Genomic DNA, 18,825 nt, shown 5'->3' with positions numbered 1-18,825 from the left:
ACTATTTGGCACTTTCAATTTAAAAGCCTCTGGTCTGACCATATATGGTCAGACCAGAGGCTTTTCTCTTAAGCTTTAAACTTTCACTTTTTCTCTGGATTCGGTATTGAGCTCTGTTAACACCTCCAAAGCTTTATTCACGTGTTCCAGTGGCTTCGTGCTCGAGTCAAAAACATAGCGCACCACTCCTTTCTTATCGATGATGTAGGTAGCACGCCCCGGCATAATTCCGAGAAAACGTGGTACACCGTACAAATTCCGTACGCTGCCGCCTTTGTCGCTGAGGAGCACAAATGGCAGGTGATGCGATTTTTCAAAACGTTGGTGGGTATCTAAACTATCGGAACTGACTCCTACCACCTCAGCTCCATGCTCCCTGAATACCTCGTACTGGTCCCGGAACTTGCAAGCCTGCTTGGTACAAACTGCTGTATTATCTTTTGGATAAAAATAAAGGACAACGTTTTTTCCCTTCAAAGTCTCACAAAGTCTGAAAAAGCCACCATCCTGACGCTGCAATTCGAAATCAGGGGCTTTATCGCCAACTTTCACTATCTCACTCATGTTTAATCTTCCGTCTGAAGTATAAAATCCGAAACGATATGTTGCAAATAATTTACAAACTTAAGTACAAACATTTAAAAAAGTAAACAAGTGCCCTATTTGTTTTATTAATTAGTCAATGACCTAAAGTTGCTTAAAATCTGGCTGTCGTTGGAGCTGATTAGAGTTACATTCTCCTGTGTAATATTGAAAAGAATCTATATTTTGAAATATTATTAATTTATGATCTGGCTTTGTTGTTACTATTTTTAATTTGGTAATCAGGAACCAAACATTACGAAAAGATGGACACGAAAATAGGGACTTTTGCAGTTGTGAGGGCAGCATTTTGAATGGAAAAAGCTAATTATAAGGTTTTTGCAGGCATAGGTGTTTCTGCCTTGGCTTACCTGGCTATCGGTTATTTCACACTGTATCTATCGTACCCGCACATGATGGTATGGTATGGAGTAACCTTTTTTGCATACCTGTTTCTGGTGCAGCAAAAGATGAACATCTGGTTAGGCATAGCAGCAGCAGTTGGGTTCAGGCTTTTATTACTTTTAGCAGCGGCCTCTCCAGGTACCGGCGAGGCCGGATATTGGTGGCACCTGCCGCAAAACCTTACCAACCTGCTACTGTTGCGGGTGGTATGGATCCTCTGCGACTTAGCCACCATGCTATTACTCCTTCGGCTTCTCCGTAAAATGGGGCTTCCAGCTAAAAATGTTCTGTATTACGGTCTCAATCCACTGGTATTGCTGGAGGTGTCGCTGCGTTTGCACCTTTACACCTTGTTTGTTCTTTTTCTAATTCTGTCTTTGTACTTTTTATATTACCAGCGCATATTCTTTTCTGGAGCGGCATTTGGTTTAGCAATTGGACTGATGGGGTTACCATTCCTCTTTCTGCCCCTTTTTGCTAGGAGAATTGGACTTAGGCGATTTGTTATTTTCCTAGGCGCCTTCGCATGTGTTGTTTGGAGTGTCTTCTATTTAACAAGTTCGCAACCTGATTTACAGTATTTGGCTTTGGGCATTATCCATTCTTTGCAGCAAGCACCTTTCAATGCCAGTTTTTACATACTGCTCCGCGGGCTTTTCCTAGCCCTTGCCGGTTATGTAGAAGCTGGTTTGCTAACTTACCTGGTGTTGGGTTTAATTGCTGCAGTGGCCCTTTTTCTGGCCTTTTTCCGTAACCCGAATTCAGTTCGAAGAATGGCAGGTTACATGGCGGTAGTATACACTTTTTACCTGCTATTGAGTCCGGCGGTATATGGCTGGCAGCTGTTGCCTCTGCTGGCGCTCACCAGCCTCAGTCATTTCAGGTATGCGGTGGCATGGTCTGGATTAGCTTTTTTAAGTTATGACCCCGGCTTTCAGAGCCAGAGCTTTGCATTATTGGCAGTAGAATATGCTGTTGTAATAGCCTGGCTGGTTGTAGAACTTTATTTTTACCGGCAGCGGCACATGTTGCACAATCTTCAAAAACAGAAGCTAGGATAAAAATGGCTGCTTTTACCAGTGAAGCGCTGCAGCTTATGTTGCTTCTTTTACTCTCCTATATCAAGTAGTGGTTGAAGTAAAAAATCGTTCAGGGGTTTAACTGTTCGAAAGGCATCCAGAACAGTATCCATAAAGTTGGAGCTGAGAACTTCCTGGTCAGTTAGCATTTTCACAGCATTCCAGCTTTTGAAACGAAGGTAGGTAATCGCCGGATTGTCTTTATCGTACCCTTTTGGGGTGGTTTTAAGTTGCTCTCCCGACAACTCCGGAAAATGCTTTTTGAAGTCGATGCTCTCTACAATTCCCTTAAAAGTGTCGAGGTTATAATCGATTTCTTGCCGTACTGCTTTTAAGTCCTCTGCCGGAGGCATCCATAAACCACCTGCCACAAAAGATTGATTGTTAGCCGCCAGGTGCAGGTAGTAACCAGGTTTAGTAGACTTGCGACCACCTTCTGCAATGAACGCTCCAAAATGATCTTTATAAGGTCGCTTGTCATGAGAGAAGCGCACGTCGCGGTAAATCCTGAAAACCAAATCTTTGCCTTGCTGACCATAAGCTATTGGTTCAAATACTTGCATATTCTCCAGCAGCTCCTCCAAAAATAAAATAAAGTCTTTTCGGGCAGCCTCGTAAGCAGGTTTATGTTCGGCAAACCATTCGCGGCTATTGTACTCCTTGAGTGAGCTTAAAAATTCGAGGGTGTTTTTTTGTATTGTAGCAGCCATTTAAGTTGTATTCTCCAATTTTTACTGCTGCTTTACGACAACCTTGCTTAATGTGTGGCAACAGCAGCAGTTTTTATGTGTGCAGATTTATAAAGTAATTATTGTAATAATATTGCCCTTCCGGAGGTAAAAAGAACGCTGAAGATGCATAGCAGTTCTTAACTATTAAAAGCACTACTTCAACAGGTCTGGAGGCAGAAGCTTCATTGTTTTTACTAATCAACAAGGTGATCTGTCTTTCCTAATTAATACAAGCTATTTAGCCAGATTTTAGCTGTACCCCAGTAGTTTGTAAACTAAAAAACCAGCTATTTCATGAATTAGCAAATGCCAGTCAGAAAAGGCCAGGATGCTAGGAATAAACAATTCATCTGGAGTGAAGCGAGGATCATCAGCAAAAAAATCGGTGGAATAAGGTGTTGTTTGAAGGCCTGCTTTCTCAAAGCAACCTACAGATCGCCTCATATGATAAGCAGAAGTAACCAGCAGAAGCTTTTGAAGCTCAGGGTGCTGCTGTAGCAAATTGGCCGTATTGGCAGCATTCTCGCGTGTATTACGGCTTCTTGTTTCAAGTATAATATGTTCAGGAGACACACCGGAAAGCACTAGCAAGGCCTGCAGATGCTCTGCCTCCGATTCGCCTGCTTCACCCGATACAGTAGCACTTCCTCCTGATAAAATAAAATACTTGACTTTACCCAGACGGTATAGCTGCAACGGATGTAAAAAACGATCTGCCCCTCTCCTGGTGTGCACCCTATCAGTTATGCTTGCGGAACTGGTGGTAATTCCGCCCAAAATGATGGCCGCATCGTACTGTTCCACCTCGTCCACTGGCAAGGCATCAACCTCCCAGGCACGCCAAGCCATATTTGATAAAAAAGGATTAGAAAACAGCAGCAACAACGATACGGAAGCCAAGAGGCAACCTCTGCTCCATCTCACTGATTTCAGAAACAATGCCAACAGCAGCAGGAACAGTACCCACAATAAAGGCATCAGGAAATAATGCAGTAGTTTCGAAAACAGGAAAAACATGCAGAACAAGTCAGAAATTATACCAGAGCAGCTTGGCTCACAAGTTTGTTACTGGCAAACAAGCCAAAGCAATTACGTGCAACCAGTTTTGTTACCGCAGCAAGTTAAAGAGGTAATCTAAGAAATAACAACAACACCTGATTTTTTATGCTCAGCACTGCATTTGGTTGACAGGAGAAAGTAGGAAGCCGCTAGCTGTTTGTTTGGCGATCTAATGCATGATCTTTTCACCATATGGATTCTCCCTAAGTCCAAACTGCTTATTTCAGCCTCTGGGAGGGCAATTTCATTTAAATAATTTGAAAATTTCATGGTGAAATAATCAATAGCACCACCTCCAGTTTTAGAAGTACATTCTGCTTGTAAGGGCTAATCATGTGAAGGGGCTTACTGATTTAACACCCTAGAAGAACCGCCTGATGACCCAGAGAATCAGAGAGAACAGGATACTAAATAGTAACATACTGGTGATAGGAGCAAAAAAACGAAAATTCTTCCGCTCCACATTTATGTCGCCTGGTAATTGGCCAAACCAATTGAATTTATCACCTGCAAGCCAGATAACAAGTCCTATTACTACGATTACCACTCCAATAAGCACAACTGCTTTTCCTACTGATGGCATATAAGTGAATATTTTAAAAACCAATACGAAGGCCTACAGAAAGATTAATAATGTCGTGTGGCCGCAACCCTTTTTCCTTTATAAGCGAGGTTAGTACCAGATCGTATGTTCCAATTTCGCTATAGAGACTAATTGCTTTTACCTGTTTTGTCTGGTCTTTAAAACGAAAATCAAAGGAGGGTCCGGCATAACCCAAAATCCTTAACCTGGTTGACCACCAATAATATCCATCAGGATATATCTCGTCCCACTTTAAGCTATACTGGTCTCCAAAATGGTAACTTAGGCCAATGCCTACACGAAGCGGTGTTATTGTATGACCGCCTTTTACAGATATCCGAAAAGGTTGGTAAAAGGGTTTCAGAGTAAGCAGGTATTGATTTTGGTCTCCCTGATATTTTGGTACAAATCCTGCCAGAAGTTCGGCTGCTACTCTCCTGTTGTAGCTAGTGTAATGAGGGCCTACAGCCACCATGCCCATGTTGCCGGCAAACTGAATAACCGCTCCATCGGGTATATACCAGGCCGATCTGAATCTTTCGCGGCTGTAGTCATCCTGGTCCTGCGCATGGGAAGCAGAAGCTCCTATGAGGAAATAAAGCAGTATGAATAGAATATGTTTACGCATTTGGCTTCTGCCTAAAAGGTGATGCGGTCTAATTTAAAGGTATTATCAGTTACCTCCAGCACCAGGTACTCTCGCTGGTTGGTAGCCCCTACGTTCACATGATCTACGCCATCTTCCTCTAATTTATAGTAATCAAATGAATGGTTATGCCCATGAATTGATAAACTGACCTCATATTTATTAAGGAGGCGTTGGTACTCGTCCTTGTTTTGCTCTCCAAATTCATAGCTAGTTGGTGGAATATGCGACACGACAAAAATATGGTTGTAGGCTGGTCTATCCTGTAACTGCTCCTCCAGCCAAACCAAGTCAGGAGCTTTTTTTTCAAACTCCAGGTAATTGGTGTTTAAGAATATGAACTTAGCACTGGCTACTGTAAAGCTAAAGTCAAAGTCGCCGAACATGGCTTTATAAACCTGCTGGCCATTGCCCACCGCATCGTGGTTGCCCACAACGGCTACGTAGGGTACCTTTAGCCGGTCAAGGCTTTTATGAATCCAACGAAACTCCTGTAGTAGACCATAATCCGTAATATCGCCTCCATGAAGCACAAATGCTATATCATCTCGTCTGTTCATATGATTTACCATGTCGTCGTTATCGGCATAGAAGCCCTGCGTATCGGCAGTAAGTGCAATTCGAAGAGTGTCGGAGGCAGTAAAGGGAAGTGACTGTATGCGGGCAATGTTTCTTTCATTTATTTTCCGTTCTTCCGGCGCAAGGCGGACCTCATAGGGGCTGTACTCAAAAATATCGCAACTGGCCAGGGTCAGGAGCAGAACAGGCAGCAAAAACCAATTTGCTGCGCCATTAGGGTACTTATTTTTCATAGTGTGGATGCAGGCGTGGTAAGTAGTATATTCAATATACTCTGATCATAATTATTAAGTTTCTGTTCAAAAATAACACTAAAATGGTTGGCGTGAAACTTGAATTTGCGCCATAAAACCTCAGTCAGGAATTTTTAAAACCTTAGCCTTACCTGAACCTGGCCTTCTATCTAATTCCAGTTATCAAATTTCCTCCACTTCTGTACCATTATTTCCTTTCGTGTTTGACTTAGGTTTACACTCGGAAATCAGAACTTTTAAAATTAAATTTGTATGTTCTGTAAAGCCTAAATACCGGAAATTTGAAAGTTTGTATAGCTGAAAAACCAAGTGTTGCCCGAGAGATTGCCCAGGTTATAGGTGCAAAAGCCAGAAAAGACGGATACTTTGAGGGCAATGGCTACCAGGTTACCTGGACCTTTGGGCATTTCTGCCAGCTCCGCGAACCCGATGATTATCGGCCTGAATGGAAACGTTGGAGCCTGTACGACCTGCCCATGCTGCCTGAGCGGTATGGCATTAAGCTCATGAAAGACAAAGGCATAGAGCAACAATTTAAAGTAATAAAGAAACTGCTGGAGCAGGCCGACGAAGTAATAAACTGTGGTGACGCTGGTCAAGAAGGTGAAGTGATTCAGCGTTGGGTACTTACTGAAGCAAAATACCGCAAGCCTTTTAAGCGTTTGTGGATTTCGTCCCTGACCGAGGATGCCATTCGGGAAGGTTTTGCGCGGCTCCGGGAAGGAACAGAGTTTGATCTGTTGTACCAGGCCGGCAAGAGCCGCGCCATCGGAGATTGGTTGCTCGGATTGAATGCCACACGCCTGTTTACACTTAAATATGCGCAAGGCAGGCAAACCCTTTCTATTGGCCGGGTTCAGACGCCAACATTGGCCATGCTCGTGAACCGGCACCACGAAATCCAGAATTTTGTGCCACAGCCTTACTGGGAGCTGAAAACGATTTACCGCGATACTACCTTCTCCAGCACCAACGGCCGATTTCAAAAGGAAGAGGAGGCACAGCAAATTTTGGCCGCAATACAGGAGGAAGAACTAACTATTACAGACGTTGAAATTAAGAAAGGAACGGAAAGCCCTCCCAAACTTTTTGACCTGACCTCTCTGCAAATTGAATGTAACAATAAACTTGGTCTCTCTGCCGACGAAACACTGAAGACAGTGCAAAGCCTTTATGAGAAGAAGGTAGTTTCGTACCCTCGTGTCGATACTGTCTTTCTTCCAGACGATATTTATCCTAAAATACCTGGGATCTTACAAGGACTCTCAGATTACCGAAACGAAGTGGCGCCCCTTCTGTCTTCTAAAATCAGAAAATCGAAGAAGGTATTTAACAATAATAAAGTGACCGACCACCACGCCATTATACCAACAGGTGCAGCGGCAGGAACCCTTTACGACAGAGAAGCTAAGGTTTACGATATCATTACCCGCCGCTTTTTAGCTGCCTTTTACCCTGATTGTATTGTGAGCAATACCACAGTGTTAGCTGACTCGGCTGGTTATGCCTTTAGGGTAAAAGGAAAGCAAATTCTAGAGCCGGGATGGCGTGTTATTTATGGTGCCGACGATACTAAGCCGGAACCCCTTGCCAAAGAGGGCGAGGCTAAGGAAGAAGAAGAGACAGCCGGTGTGCTTCCTCACTTCGAAAAAGGAGAGCATGGTCCGCACGCGCCCCTGCTCGATAAGAAAATGACAAGTCCGCCAAAGGAATATACGGAGGCAACGCTGCTACGTGCCATGGAAACAGCTGGCCGACAAGTAGAGGACGATGAACTGAAAGAAGCCTTAAAGGAAAATGGTATAGGGCGCCCTTCTACCCGAGCCGCCATTATTGAAACGCTCTTTAAGCGTCAATACATCCGGAAAGAAAAAAAGAAAATTATTCCTACCCAGATGGGTATTGATTTGATTGGTGTTATTCCGAATCAAACTTTAAAATCGGCGGAGATGACGGGGCAATGGGAGCAAAAACTACGTCAGATTGAAAATGGCACCTTCGCCTCGGATGCTTTTCTGCATGAGCTGCAACAATTTGTAGTGTCTTTGGTTCAGGAGGTAAAATATGACAAGGCTACAGTAACATTGGAGCCTCAGGCTCCAACACCTGCTCCCAAAACTAATAAAGCAGCAGAAGGTGGCAGTACTCCTAAGTCCAAAGCAGCTAAAGCAGCTGCAACGGCAGGTCTGGGTACCTGCCCAGCCTGTAAAGAGGGGCATGTTGTAAAAGGCTCTAAAGCATACGGCTGCATCAGGTTTAGAGAAGGCTGCCGGTTTCTTGTTCCGATGGAGCACCATGGAAAACACTTAACAGAAAAGCAAGTTACTGCTCTACTGACCAAAGGGAAAACCGGTGTCATCAAAGGATTCAAAGACGAAACAGGAGATCGGTTTAATGCTAACTTAGTTTTAGGCAGTTCTTTTGAAATTATACTAGAGAAAGCAGATGCCATGGAAGCGCCCGATCCTTTTGCCCAATGTCCGAGATGCCGGCAAGGGAAAATGCTGAAAGGAAAAACCGCCTATGGTTGCAGCCGTTTCCGTGAAGGCTGCCATTTTATGGTTCCATTTCAGATGGGTAATAAGCAGCTGTCTGAAAAACAATTTGCAACACTCCTGCTAAAAGGGACCACCAGTGTTATAAAAGGTTTTGTGTCGGAGAAAACTGGACAATCATTTGACGCTGCTCTTACTATTAACGAGCAAGGTAAAGTCGTTTTTAAATTAGGTTAGTAAGTAGATATTGACTAGTTAAGGTAATATCAAGGCAATAACAACTATTCCTTGCGGGAAATTCTTCTAATGAAAATGGGCTCCCGGAGGCTTTTAACATGTTTTAGGCACTTGGTGTTTGGATGGTAAATGCTCTTTTTTCTGGCTTCTACAAAGCTTGGTGCTGCCAGATCCTTATAGGAGCTGTACACGGGGCAAAGTCTTAGCAGCTTTTTACTCTGAAAAGCATTAATACATTTAATAATTAGCAATCAACAACTATCAATCAGCACCCAAATTATTCTAATGAAAACACCCTTCCGGAGGTGTTGAGAATTTGCTAGGGCATAGGCTGTAAGGTGGTACAGCACTCAATTATGGCCTTCAAACTAAAGAAGCAAACTAATATGGTTGCTTTTTTAGTTTGAAGGCCATGGTTATCAATTATTGATTTTAAAGACTACTTCTTTAGTAGCTAGATTAGACCGGCCATCCTTGGCACTTATTTCTAAGGTATAGGTGCCAGGAATAAATGAATTTTGAGCAACCACTGTGTCCAGCTCCAATACTTTTTTATTGGGCTGTAAGCTAAAGCGTACGAAGTCAAGTTCTCCTTGGCTTCCTTTTACCAGCACAAGCAGCTCTTTAATATCATCTTTGTCTACTACAGTAACTTGTAAAGGCAAACCTTGGTCAGTAGAAAAGCTACGGTTACTAGTTGGTGACAATATCTTTATATCAGGCTTAGACCCATCAGGTGCTTTGCTATCTTCAAAAATATCTTCACAGGAACTTAACATCGCAGTGGCGCAAAACATTGCCACCAATCCTTTTAATCTCATATGCTAAAAAATATAAATATTTAGTAAGTCGTAGGGCTGCTGAAAACCATATCAAAATTATAAATCTGATAAGATTATTACCTCTTCTTAAAGTGAGGAGCAGCAGAAGCCATATTTTAAAGTTGCAACATTTGGTTTAGGAAATTCATTCAAAAGCATGGTAAACTAAAGCAGAATAGCTTTTGCCGGTATTTCATATTAATCGATGCAAGTTGGGGAACTTAGCACACTTACTTGTTACTGATCCAATAAAATGTATCAAACCTGCTCCTTTTATGTATTAGCAGTCTCTTAAAATTAGAATGTCAAGATTATGTCATTCAAAGAATTACAAACCCTGGTACCTCCATGTTAAACTTTTAGCAAATATATGTTTCTGCTATGAATATACAATCAATACCAACCCTTCTATGTCATTATTTCATTATGTCAGCCGCTTGTCAGGAAAGGGTAGATAAATAACTTTAAGAATTTTACACCGTAAAAAAACATGTCGTAAGTCGAGAAATTTACGGCATTTTGTTCAGTACAATTTTTCAAACCAAAACAAATACCTATGAGAAGCTATGAAGATTCGGGTTATAACCCGTATAATGAAAACACAAGATCTCAAAGCAGAGGATCTGCCAGGAATTACTATTCTGATGAGTTTGATTTGACCAATGGCCGAATTCGTAACGCCCACCGAAGCTCAGAAGACAGAAGCGGCTCAAGCAATATGGGGGGAGGTCGTGATCACCATGCCTCTTCAGGCTACGGCGGCACTTCTACTTATGGAAGATCAGCTGGCAACACCTCTGGCAATTATAATCAAGGCTCCCGCTCCGGTTCTTCTAACTATGGTGATTCAAATTACGGTGGTTCTAACTACGGCAGCAGCAATTATGGTAATAGTAGTGGCTATGGCTCAGGCAGCAGCAGCCGTAACTATGGCTCAAATCAGGATAATAATTGGAGTTCTAACCGATATGATTCTGACCGGGACAGCAACCGAAACAGCTGGGACCGTGCTGGAGATAGCATAGAGAATACCTGGGATAGAACTAAAAATAAAGTGTCGAATGCCTGGGATAGAATGACAGACGACGACGATAATAACTATAACAGAAACTCTTATAACCGTGGCTCCTACAATTCTGGCTCAAGTGGTATGGGTTCAGGCAGCATGGGTTCAGGTAGTATGGGGTCTAGCTATGGTAACCGATATGGTTCCGGCTCCTCTTTAGGAAACGACAGAAGTTATGGTAACTCTGGTTCCTACGGAAGTAGCAACTATGGATCAAGTTCAGGCTCTGGCTCTAGTAGCAGGTATTTAGACGACAGCAACAGAAGCTGGGATCGTAACAGAAGTAACAGCGACTGGGATAGAAACAGACATCACGACGAGGATCGAGGATTCTTTGATCGAGCAGGCGACGAGTTAAAGTCGTGGTTTGGAGATGAGGAAGCTGAAAGAAGAAGAAGAATGGATGAAATGCGTGACCGGGATCATGATAATGACTCAGGCTCCTACAGATCTAACAGAACTTCTGGCTCTACCTACAGCGGTCCTCCATACTCTTATGGATCTTCCTCAAGAAGAGATTATGAATGGTAAATTTTAAAATAATAAGGGTAGATTTAATTGTTCTGCCAATTTATATAAAAGAGAATAACTAAAAAGAAAGGCCAGCTGCATTTGCAGCTGGCCTTTCTTTTTAGTTAAATATAACATTTCCGCACTTGCAATTTTTAATTTAAAGATATATTTGCTTAATAACTGATTAGATCTCTTCTTATTTTTAATAAGTACTTCACCTAGTTTTAAATATAATTATTAATAAATTTTAATCACCCTTTAATTTTCACGCTAGTCATGTCTTTAAATTGCTAATTATTTTAATATACCCCCTTGTATATATACCTGTTCTTTACAAGTCTTAATCTTTTGTAATATACTCTAAGGCTGTAATTTAAAAAGGGCCACCAATAATAGTAAATAGAATAAGACATTAAAATCTCCCTCTATTATTTTTAATTGGATTTTAACATCATTTTAACTGCGGTTTAATTGTAAAGTACTCTATTTGTATCATAGCTTCATTGTGCTACCTAAATTTATCTGCTGTGAAAAAAATAGTTATACCTACGGATCTAACCGTTCAGTCACTGAACCTAATAAAATATGGTGTTCAAGTATTTAAGGGAGAAGAGTGTCAGATTTTTCTGCTTCACCTTATCCCCCTCCCTGATTCCATTCCTGAGCTTTTGATGCTGCCTCGGGAAGAAGAGCGCCTTGAAAAAATCAACACGCCCTTTCAAAAGACGCTGGAGCGAATAAAGAAAACTTTTGCTGTAGAAATCAGCAGCCTCAACGTCATACATCTTTATGGCGATAGCCCCTTAAAAATTCGCAATTTTATAGACAACAACAGCATCGATCTGATATTAAGTCCGGTTAGCGGGTCTAAAAATCCAGACACAGAGGGGCTAGCTTCGTTTAGCAACCTCATCAAAGACGTTTCTTGCCCGGTGTTATATGTACCCGATAATATGGAGGCCTGTAGCTTCAGAAAAATTGCTTATGTGCTCGACACAGATGATAAATATACTCTTCTGCTAGATGATCTGCTGTTGAACCTGGCTTCCACTAAAAATTACTATGTGACCTTCCTCGTCATTTTTAAGCCAGGCACAAACATGGATCGGCTGGAATACGTGCTCAACAAGGTGTATATGAACGAAAAGTTGAAAGAGATAAATTGCTCTGTGCACCTGATTCAGGAAAGTGATTTTACGGGAGGAGTGTACACCTTTGTAGAAGAATTTAAGGTAGACCTTCTGGTAACAGGTCGTAAAAAGAGCTTATTCGGCAATATTTTTACGCGAAAAAGAATATCCAGCGATGTTGCCAAACATACCAGGGTTCCTTTTCTGACAATTACCTAAGAATTTCAATGCTTAGTCTTCCTTTATACCCAGGCAAATTCTTCTCAAACTCTTAATGCTAAGGTTTAACGCGAAATAGTAAGGAAAAAATTGTTGCCTGGTATTTCAATACAAGTGCTCCACAAATCGAGACAGTTTATGGGTTTTATAACAAGAGAAAACTATGCTACTGAAGAAAAATATTCCAATTAAATATATTTTTGGGAAGGTAAAATATGAGATCATATTTGTAGCTATTTATGCCTCTGCCATTGGCATTTGGGATAAATACTACAACGACTTTAATATTTCTATTCCTTTAAGTGTCCCCATGGTCTTAGGTACAGTTCTGTCGCTATTGCTGGCGTTCAAATCCAATCAAGCTTACGATCGTTGGTGGGAAGCCAGGATAGTATGGGGCGCTATTGTAAATGACTCCCGCACGCTTGTCAGGCAATTACTTAGCTTTATGGCAGACCCGTATGTTTCTGTAAATGTAAAGCAGTTTCAGGATAAGTTCACGAACCGCCAAATTGCGTGGTGCTACAGCCTGGGACAAGCATTGAGAAATAAACCAGCTATGGAAGGGCTAAATAAATTCTTGTCTCCCGAAGAGTTAGCTTTCGTAAGTCGACACGATAATGTGCCAAATGCCTTGCTGCAGCTGCACGGCCGCGACCTAAAGCTACTCCTGGAGGATGGCCAAATAAACAGGTACCAGCAAGTAGAAATGGAAGACACTTTAACCAGACTTTGCGATTCTATGGGTAAATGTGAGCGAATCAAAAATACTGTGTTCCCTGTTACTTACAGCTTATATATCCACTTCTCCTTGTTTATATTCGTGTTGCTGCTACCGTTTGCTCTTCTGGATTCATTTGGCATTTTGGAGATTCCTATGGTTATAACCATTGCCTTGTCATTTTTCCTTATAGAAAAAATGGCTATTCATCTACAGGATCCTTTCGAAAATAAACCAACTGATACCCCCGTTACTGCTATTGCCAGAACTATCGAAAGGAACTTGCGCCAGATGATCAATGATTCTAAAGTGCCGGAAAAACTTCAGCCAAGCGGCTATTTTGTTTTGTAGCAGTACCTTTTTTAGTGACCCTTAAGTTTGAGTGTTTCCTAAGTGAGTGAAGCGGAGAACCGGATATTCTGGTTTTCCGCTTTTCTTTTTAGCATTAGGTGCAAGGAGGTTGATTGTCTTTTCTTATTTCAGGACGTTTGGTTGTGGTAGCTATTCCACCCTGGCTAAACACTCAAATAAACAGCTTTTTACCCTAGTTATTACCTTGTATTGCCAAAAAAAGGCCAAAAGAGACAGCGTGTTACAAGATTTTAAGATGATTTAGAAAAATATAAAAGGTCCCGGCAATTACGCCGGGACCTTTTATATCTAACCAATAGAAAAAATTTATTATCTGTTATTCCGCATAATTGTAAATATGCTCAAATTGCTTAAATGAATCTACTTGCACCTCCAGGTCCTTTAAATAGCCTTCTTTTAGGTCATACACTAAGCCGTACAGCTTTGGCGGATTTTCTGTTTGCATTGCATTTTGAATAATGGATGTTTTTGAAAGGTTGTGTACCTGCTCAATTACATTTAATTCCACAATACGACGGTGACGGGCTGTTTCATCTTTAATTTCCATAATCTCCTGCTCATGCAGTCTGATCACGTCCTTGATATTACGGAGCCAGTTGTCTATAAGTCCAAATTGCTGATTACCTGCAGCGGCAGCTACACCTCCGCAGCCATAATGGCCACAAACAATCACTACTTTAACTTTTAACACCTCAACAGCATATTGTAATACAGACAGCAGGTTTACATCAGTATGTACCACCATATTGGCTATATTCCGGTGCACAAACATTTCACCCGGTCCTGTACCAGATATTTCATTGGCAGGTACGCGGCTATCAGAGCAACCAATAAACAAATATCGAGGCTCCTGCCCTTTCGCAAGCTTATTAAAATATTCCGGGTCATCAGATATTTTCTGCGTAACCCACTCTTTGTTATTTTTTAATATTCTATCCATGATAAGTTTTTATATAAACTATAAGCTTGCTTGCGATTAGTGCATTTCAGTAACCTGAACGTCATCAACCTTTATTACCTCAACAAATATATTTCGCTCGGGAGCTGATTTTTTAAAATTCTGAATGGCTTCCAGCACATCATAATCTATGTACTCTGAATTAGCACCGTCAATAATAACATGGCTGTCGTTTGGCAGTTTTTCGAGCGTAAGAATGATACTTGCCTTGTTAAGGAAAGACACGTGCTCACTTAATTTGATGCGTATTACTTCTTTGTTCTTATGCTCCTCTTTGTGGAAGAAGTATGGGGAGATGTAATTTGCTTTCAGGATGTAGAAAATACCGATTGAGAGGCCAACAAAGATTCCGATTAGTAAGTCTGTGAACAGAATGGCCAATACGGTTACTATAAATGGAATAAACTGTTCATGCCCAAGCTTGAATTGATTTATATACAGCAGAGGCTTTGTAAGCTTATAACCTACTACTAATAAAACGGCCGCGAGTGCAGAAAGTGGGATTTGGTTAATAAAACCAGCTAAGAGTAAAACAGATAGTGCTAAGAACAAGCCATGCACAAAGGCTGACACTTTTGTTTGAGCACCTGCAGCCAGGTTAGTAGAACCTCTCACAATTACCGCTGTCATTGGCAAGCCACCAAGTAAACCAGCTACTATATTACCAACACCCTGGGCTTTTAATTCGCGGTTATTTGGAGTGCGACGCTTGTGCGGATCAAGTTTGTCTATGGCTTCTACACTTAGCAATGTTTCTAAACTAGCTACTATAGCAATTGTAAAAGCTACCACATACAGAGACGGATTTGACAATTGCTCGAAGCTCATAAATGTAAGTTCATCAACTAAACCGCCAAAACCATTGATGATAGGTAGATTAACAAGGTGAGTAGAGGAAACCGCCAGTTCGGGAACAAATTGAAGGAACAGGGCATTAACTCCGATAGATACTAATACAGCAATTAGCGCACCTGGAACAAAGCTTAAAATTTTATGACTTTTAATTTTAGGATTATCCCAAAGCAAAATGATGGCAATTGCAATACATCCAATTAATAAAGCACCCAGCTGAATTTTAGAAAAAGCGTAGCCAATTTCAGAGAAAGTATTACGACCATCAGGTTGGAAAAACGCCATTTCACCAAAGAAATCATCGTCTGCCCCCATAAAATGTGGGATTTGCTTTAAAATGAGGATAAGTCCTATGGCAGCCAGCATTCCTTTGATGACAGATGAAGGGAAGTAAAGGCCAATAACACCAGCTTTTACAAAACCGAGAATTAGCTGTAGCACACCAGCTAATACTACGGCTAGCAAAAACGACTCGTAAGAGCCCAAGGTAGCTATACCATTTAATACAATTACAGTAAGTCCGGCAGCCGGCCCACTTACGCTGAGTTGGGAGCCACTTAGCCAGCTCACCAAAACACCTCCTACAATACCGGTAACAATACCTGCAAAAAGTGGAGCGCCGGAAGCTAGCGATATACCTAAGCAAAGTGGCAAGGCTACAAAGAAAACTACAAGTCCGGAAGGAATGTCTTTTGCCAAGTGCGCCAGGTAATTTGGTCTATTAGGGTTGTTGTCCATGAAAATTAAAATATGTAAAATTTATAATCTTAAAATACAAAAAATCGACTTGTAAAAATCTTTTGTAGGATAAAATCAAAAATAATTTCTGAACATTAAATCGAAATTAAAAAGATATTAAAACGAGATTAAAATCAAGCTTTGTTAGGAATAAAGCCGTAAGCTTGTGGCAACGAAATGGTTACTTCAGTGCCTAAATTAATTTCGGAGGCGACTTTGATATACCCCATATGAAGTTTCAGTATACGCTCTGTTAGGGGCAGCCCAATGCCATGGCCGGTAATGCTCCGGACATTGCCAGCTCTGAAAAAAGGAACGAAAACGTGTTTTAGATCTGCAGCTGCAATACCTAAACCTTCATCTTTAACTTTGAGCAATACGTCAGTCTTGGTAACAGATATAAGAACCATTACATGGTGGCCTTCTGGCGAAAATTTAACAGCATTTTCAAGCACATTTACAAAGGCTATAAGTAAAAGAGCTTCATTTCCTTTGACTATAAGGCGGTCCTCTTCTTCGGGGAAATTATTAAAACTTATGTCAAACCTTGCCTGGGGGTTACGTTTCATAGCCTGGTCTCGTGCCTGCCAAACCAGTTCATCGAGCCGTAAAAAGCTTTTCTTAATTTTAGAAGGATCTATACTGGCCTGAGCAATTTGCAGCAGACCATTAGATAGTTCAGTTAAAAGACGGGCATCTTCCAGAATAGAGCGGAGTACACGCTTATATTCTTCCGGCTCACGATCGCTCATCATGGCAACCTCCAACTCCCCTATCATAGTGGTAAGGGGTGTTCTGAGTTCGTGTGAAGCATTGGCTACAAAAGTACGTTGCATGTCAAAAGCCAGTTCGAGCCTGTTCAGCATGTTATTGAACGTTTGTGCCAGTTGCGATACTTCATCCTTACCATCGGCATTGCTAAGGCGCGTATTCAATTCCGAGGCGCTTATCTTTTCCACCTCACTTACTACTTTGGTAATAGGCCGCAAAGCTTCTTTTGCAAAGGCCCATCCAGCCAGCAGTACAACCACCAGCGAACCAAACCATCCTCCGATTAAGATGTATTTAAGATACTGCATTTTCAGGAGATTGTAAGCATCTACAGAGGAGGCGATTACTATAAAATCTCCCTGATTGTCGGAGTAGGTAATACCTACCAGTTGACGAGCCCCCTCCTCATAGTTAAACTTTCCTCTGGCTAAGATCTTCGAAAGGATATCGGGAGTTATGTCTATTTCCTCCTTCCCATCTGAAAAAACAAGCTCTCCAGAATCTCTGAACACACGCACAGCTTCATAGGGTAAAACCTGGTAATAACTAATCTGATTTTGCTGACGTGTCTTCTGGTCTACCTCATCTGCCTCCAATACATACCTGGCAATAACATAAGCCCGTCGTTCTATTCTGTTAAAAAAGTCGTCTTTGCGGTAAAGAGAGTTAAAATAATAGATTACCAGCGAAAACAGCAGCAGAATAAGAGCAAAAATGGTGGCAAACTGTAAAGTCAATTTAGTCCGAATGGTCATACGGTATTCTCGTCTTTAAGCACGTAACCCATGCCTACTAGGGTATGTATAAGCTTGGATGAAAAATTTTTGTCGATTTTCTTTCTTAAGAAGTTAATGTAGACATCAATCACATTGCTTCCGGTGTCAAAGGAGGTTTCCCAAACGTTCTCTACAATATCTACACGCGATACAACGCGGCCTTTGTTCCGTAGCAAGTAGTACAAAAGCGAAAACTCTCGGGCTGTTAAAGTAATTTGCTGGCCCGCTCTTGTCACTGTCTTCTTCACCATATCCATTTCCAAGTCGCTTAGTACCAGCTTTTCGCTCGGAACCACGTCGGTTGATCGCCGTGTGAGGGCGCGTATCCGGGCCAGCAGCTCTTTAAATTCGAATGGTTTCGTAAGGTAATCATCTGCACCAGCATCCAGACCAACAATTTTATCATCCGTTGTGCCGAGGGCTGTGAGCATCAAAATGGAAACTACTGTGTTTTGCTTTCTTATTTGACGGCAGATATCCAGTCCACTTGCATTTGGCAAAATAATATCCAGAATCACCAGATCATAGTCGTGTTGCAACGCAAGCTTTACTCCAAAAAAACCGTCATAAGCAAGGTCTACTTCGTAAGATTGTTCTTCAAGTCCTTTCTTTATAAATGATGCTACTTTTGGTTCATCCTCTATCAGCAATATTTTCATTTAGTTTTAATTGATTTAATGTGTAAAGAAATTGAAATGGCTTTCTATTAAAATACTACTACCATTTTTATAAGTATCGGAATAAAAAAAACGTCTGATGCTATTGTGCTGGAAAATTTACCCTTTAATAATTTCTTACAGCTTAGAAATTCCTTGTTTCAGCCAATTGTTTATGCGCTCTAATTTGTTTGTTTAAGAAGCAGGGCTTAAAAAAGTTTTAAAATATTTAAACATTGCCTATAATCCGCGAAGAATATGTCAAAGTTCCTAAGTGTAACGGTGGTGATGGTAGCTTAATATAATAGTACATCTTTCTTTAGTTTAACAAGTAAGAAGAAACTGCAGCATTTCGGCATAATGATAAGGCTTTCTACCTCAGCAGGTTCATTAACCAAATACAAAGTTTAACTGTACGAAGGTGTTCCTGCTGCTTAAGTACATGCAGAAGCTTTCCGCATGCAGCATGTTGCTCATCCATGTAAAATAGCTAAAATAAGGGTAATAGAAAATTGTTAGGCTATTGTGGAGATCAGGAGAAGGGAAACAAACCATTGCCTAACCAGGAGAAACCTCGAGATT

The 18,825-nt window shown here is 41.3% G+C and carries 16 protein-coding genes; 5 read left to right on the top strand and 11 right to left on the bottom strand.

Going from position 1 to position 18,825, the window contains the following annotated elements:
* Window positions 1-75: 75 nt before the first annotated feature.
* A complete protein-coding gene (locus ACMA1I_RS11970) occupies window positions 76-564 on the bottom strand; it encodes a peroxiredoxin (protein ID WP_337068574.1) in 489 nt (162 codons plus the stop codon).
* A 332-nt stretch (window positions 565-896) separates the two neighbouring features.
* Between ACMA1I_RS11970 and ACMA1I_RS11965 the strand changes: the two genes are divergently transcribed.
* On the top strand, window positions 897-2,048 hold the full coding sequence (locus ACMA1I_RS11965) for a hypothetical protein (RefSeq protein WP_337068573.1): 1,152 nt from the start codon (window positions 897-899) through the stop codon (window positions 2,046-2,048).
* Window positions 2,049-2,095: 47 nt separating this feature from the next.
* Here the strand turns inward: ACMA1I_RS11965 and ACMA1I_RS11960 are convergent, their stop codons facing one another.
* From ACMA1I_RS11960 to ACMA1I_RS11940, 5 genes are all read right to left on the bottom strand, one after another.
* Window positions 2,096-2,776: a DUF2461 domain-containing protein gene (locus ACMA1I_RS11960; RefSeq protein ID WP_337068572.1), complete on the bottom strand. Its 681-nt coding sequence runs from the start codon at window positions 2,774-2,776 to the stop codon at window positions 2,096-2,098.
* A gap of 270 nt (window positions 2,777-3,046) precedes the next feature.
* Window positions 3,047-3,814, bottom strand: coding sequence for a YdcF family protein (locus ACMA1I_RS11955; protein ID WP_337068571.1), 768 nt, complete (start codon window positions 3,812-3,814; stop codon window positions 3,047-3,049).
* Between the two features lie 403 nt (window positions 3,815-4,217).
* Entirely contained in the window at window positions 4,218-4,439 is a 222-nt protein-coding gene (locus ACMA1I_RS11950; protein ID WP_337068570.1) for a DUF2905 domain-containing protein, read from the bottom strand.
* Window positions 4,440-4,452: 13 nt separating this feature from the next.
* A complete protein-coding gene (locus tag ACMA1I_RS11945; protein WP_337068569.1) occupies window positions 4,453-5,067 on the bottom strand; it encodes a hypothetical protein in 615 nt (204 codons plus the stop codon).
* Window positions 5,068-5,078: 11 nt separating this feature from the next.
* On the bottom strand, window positions 5,079-5,897 hold the full coding sequence (locus ACMA1I_RS11940) for a metallophosphoesterase family protein (RefSeq protein ID WP_337068568.1): 819 nt from the start codon (window positions 5,895-5,897) through the stop codon (window positions 5,079-5,081).
* 302 nt (window positions 5,898-6,199) lie between these two features.
* Here ACMA1I_RS11940 and ACMA1I_RS11935 point away from each other — a divergent pair, with 302 nt between their 5' ends.
* Complete coding sequence (locus ACMA1I_RS11935) at window positions 6,200-8,650, top strand: DNA topoisomerase 3 (protein ID WP_337068567.1); 2,451 nt, start codon at window positions 6,200-6,202, stop codon at window positions 8,648-8,650.
* Between the two features lie 419 nt (window positions 8,651-9,069).
* On the opposite strand, the gene ACMA1I_RS11930 is transcribed toward ACMA1I_RS11935, so the two are convergent.
* Complete coding sequence (locus ACMA1I_RS11930) at window positions 9,070-9,471, bottom strand: hypothetical protein (protein ID WP_337068566.1); 402 nt, start codon at window positions 9,469-9,471, stop codon at window positions 9,070-9,072.
* Between the two features lie 556 nt (window positions 9,472-10,027).
* Here ACMA1I_RS11930 and ACMA1I_RS11925 point away from each other — a divergent pair.
* The 3 genes from ACMA1I_RS11925 to ACMA1I_RS11915 all read left to right on the top strand — a co-directional run bounded on the left by ACMA1I_RS11925 (window position 10,028) and on the right by ACMA1I_RS11915 (window position 13,471).
* Window positions 10,028-11,068 (top strand): SWFGD domain-containing protein, encoded by a 1,041-nt coding sequence (locus ACMA1I_RS11925; protein ID WP_337068565.1) that lies wholly within the window; start codon window positions 10,028-10,030, stop codon window positions 11,066-11,068.
* A gap of 509 nt (window positions 11,069-11,577) precedes the next feature.
* Window positions 11,578-12,399: a universal stress protein gene (locus ACMA1I_RS11920; protein WP_337068564.1), complete on the top strand. Its 822-nt coding sequence runs from the start codon at window positions 11,578-11,580 to the stop codon at window positions 12,397-12,399.
* A 163-nt stretch (window positions 12,400-12,562) separates the two neighbouring features.
* Window positions 12,563-13,471 carry a bestrophin family protein gene (locus ACMA1I_RS11915; RefSeq protein ID WP_337068563.1) on the top strand — a complete coding sequence of 303 codons (909 nt, stop codon included), beginning with the start codon at window positions 12,563-12,565 and terminating at the stop codon, window positions 13,469-13,471.
* 337 nt (window positions 13,472-13,808) lie between these two features.
* On the opposite strand, the gene ACMA1I_RS11910 is transcribed toward ACMA1I_RS11915, so the two are convergent.
* From ACMA1I_RS11910 to ACMA1I_RS11895, 4 genes are all read right to left on the bottom strand, one after another.
* Window positions 13,809-14,432, bottom strand: coding sequence for a carbonic anhydrase (locus ACMA1I_RS11910; protein ID WP_337068562.1), 624 nt, complete (start codon window positions 14,430-14,432; stop codon window positions 13,809-13,811).
* 36 nt (window positions 14,433-14,468) lie between these two features.
* The gene (locus tag ACMA1I_RS11905; protein ID WP_337068561.1) at window positions 14,469-16,040 is read right to left on the bottom strand and encodes a SulP family inorganic anion transporter; all 1,572 of its coding nucleotides are present in this window, start codon (window positions 16,038-16,040) and stop codon (window positions 14,469-14,471) included.
* 134 nt (window positions 16,041-16,174) lie between these two features.
* Window positions 16,175-17,566: a HAMP domain-containing sensor histidine kinase gene (locus tag ACMA1I_RS11900; RefSeq protein WP_337068560.1), complete on the bottom strand. Its 1,392-nt coding sequence runs from the start codon at window positions 17,564-17,566 to the stop codon at window positions 16,175-16,177.
* Window positions 17,563-18,246, bottom strand: coding sequence for a response regulator transcription factor (locus ACMA1I_RS11895; protein ID WP_337068559.1), 684 nt, complete (start codon window positions 18,244-18,246; stop codon window positions 17,563-17,565). Before ACMA1I_RS11895 ends, ACMA1I_RS11900 begins: the two co-directional genes overlap by 4 nt.
* Window positions 18,247-18,825 lie beyond the last annotated feature (579 nt).

The organism is Pontibacter sp. 13R65, from assembly GCF_047525655.1.
In the GTDB taxonomy this organism is placed as follows: Bacteria; Bacteroidota; Bacteroidia; order Cytophagales; family Hymenobacteraceae; genus Pontibacter.
This window is presented reverse-complemented; position numbering and strand designations above follow the sequence as displayed.

Bases quoted from the DNA above. Each gene is read 5' to 3' on its own strand.
- ACMA1I_RS11940 (WP_337068568.1), bottom strand. From the start codon at position 5,897: ATGAAAAATAAGTACCCTAATGGCGCAGCAAATTGGTTTTTGCTGCCT.
- ACMA1I_RS11910 (WP_337068562.1), bottom strand. From the start codon at position 14,432: ATGGATAGAATATTAAAAAATAACAAAGAGTGGGTTACGCAGAAAATA.
- ACMA1I_RS11955 (WP_337068571.1), bottom strand. From the start codon at position 3,814: ATGTTTTTCCTGTTTTCGAAACTACTGCATTATTTCCTGATGCCTTTA.
- ACMA1I_RS11925 (WP_337068565.1), top strand. From the start codon at position 10,028: ATGAGAAGCTATGAAGATTCGGGTTATAACCCGTATAATGAAAACACA.
- ACMA1I_RS11960 (WP_337068572.1), bottom strand. From the start codon at position 2,776: ATGGCTGCTACAATACAAAAAAACACCCTCGAATTTTTAAGCTCACTC.
- ACMA1I_RS11965 (WP_337068573.1), top strand. From the start codon at position 897: ATGGAAAAAGCTAATTATAAGGTTTTTGCAGGCATAGGTGTTTCTGCC.
- ACMA1I_RS11950 (WP_337068570.1), bottom strand. From the start codon at position 4,439: ATGCCATCAGTAGGAAAAGCAGTTGTGCTTATTGGAGTGGTAATCGTA.
- ACMA1I_RS11895 (WP_337068559.1), bottom strand. From the start codon at position 18,246: ATGAAAATATTGCTGATAGAGGATGAACCAAAAGTAGCATCATTTATA.
- ACMA1I_RS11945 (WP_337068569.1), bottom strand. From the start codon at position 5,067: ATGCGTAAACATATTCTATTCATACTGCTTTATTTCCTCATAGGAGCT.
- ACMA1I_RS11970 (WP_337068574.1), bottom strand. From the start codon at position 564: ATGAGTGAGATAGTGAAAGTTGGCGATAAAGCCCCTGATTTCGAATTG.
- ACMA1I_RS11930 (WP_337068566.1), bottom strand. From the start codon at position 9,471: ATGAGATTAAAAGGATTGGTGGCAATGTTTTGCGCCACTGCGATGTTA.
- ACMA1I_RS11915 (WP_337068563.1), top strand. From the start codon at position 12,563: ATGCTACTGAAGAAAAATATTCCAATTAAATATATTTTTGGGAAGGTA.
- ACMA1I_RS11905 (WP_337068561.1), bottom strand. From the start codon at position 16,040: ATGGACAACAACCCTAATAGACCAAATTACCTGGCGCACTTGGCAAAA.
- ACMA1I_RS11900 (WP_337068560.1), bottom strand. From the start codon at position 17,566: ATGACCATTCGGACTAAATTGACTTTACAGTTTGCCACCATTTTTGCT.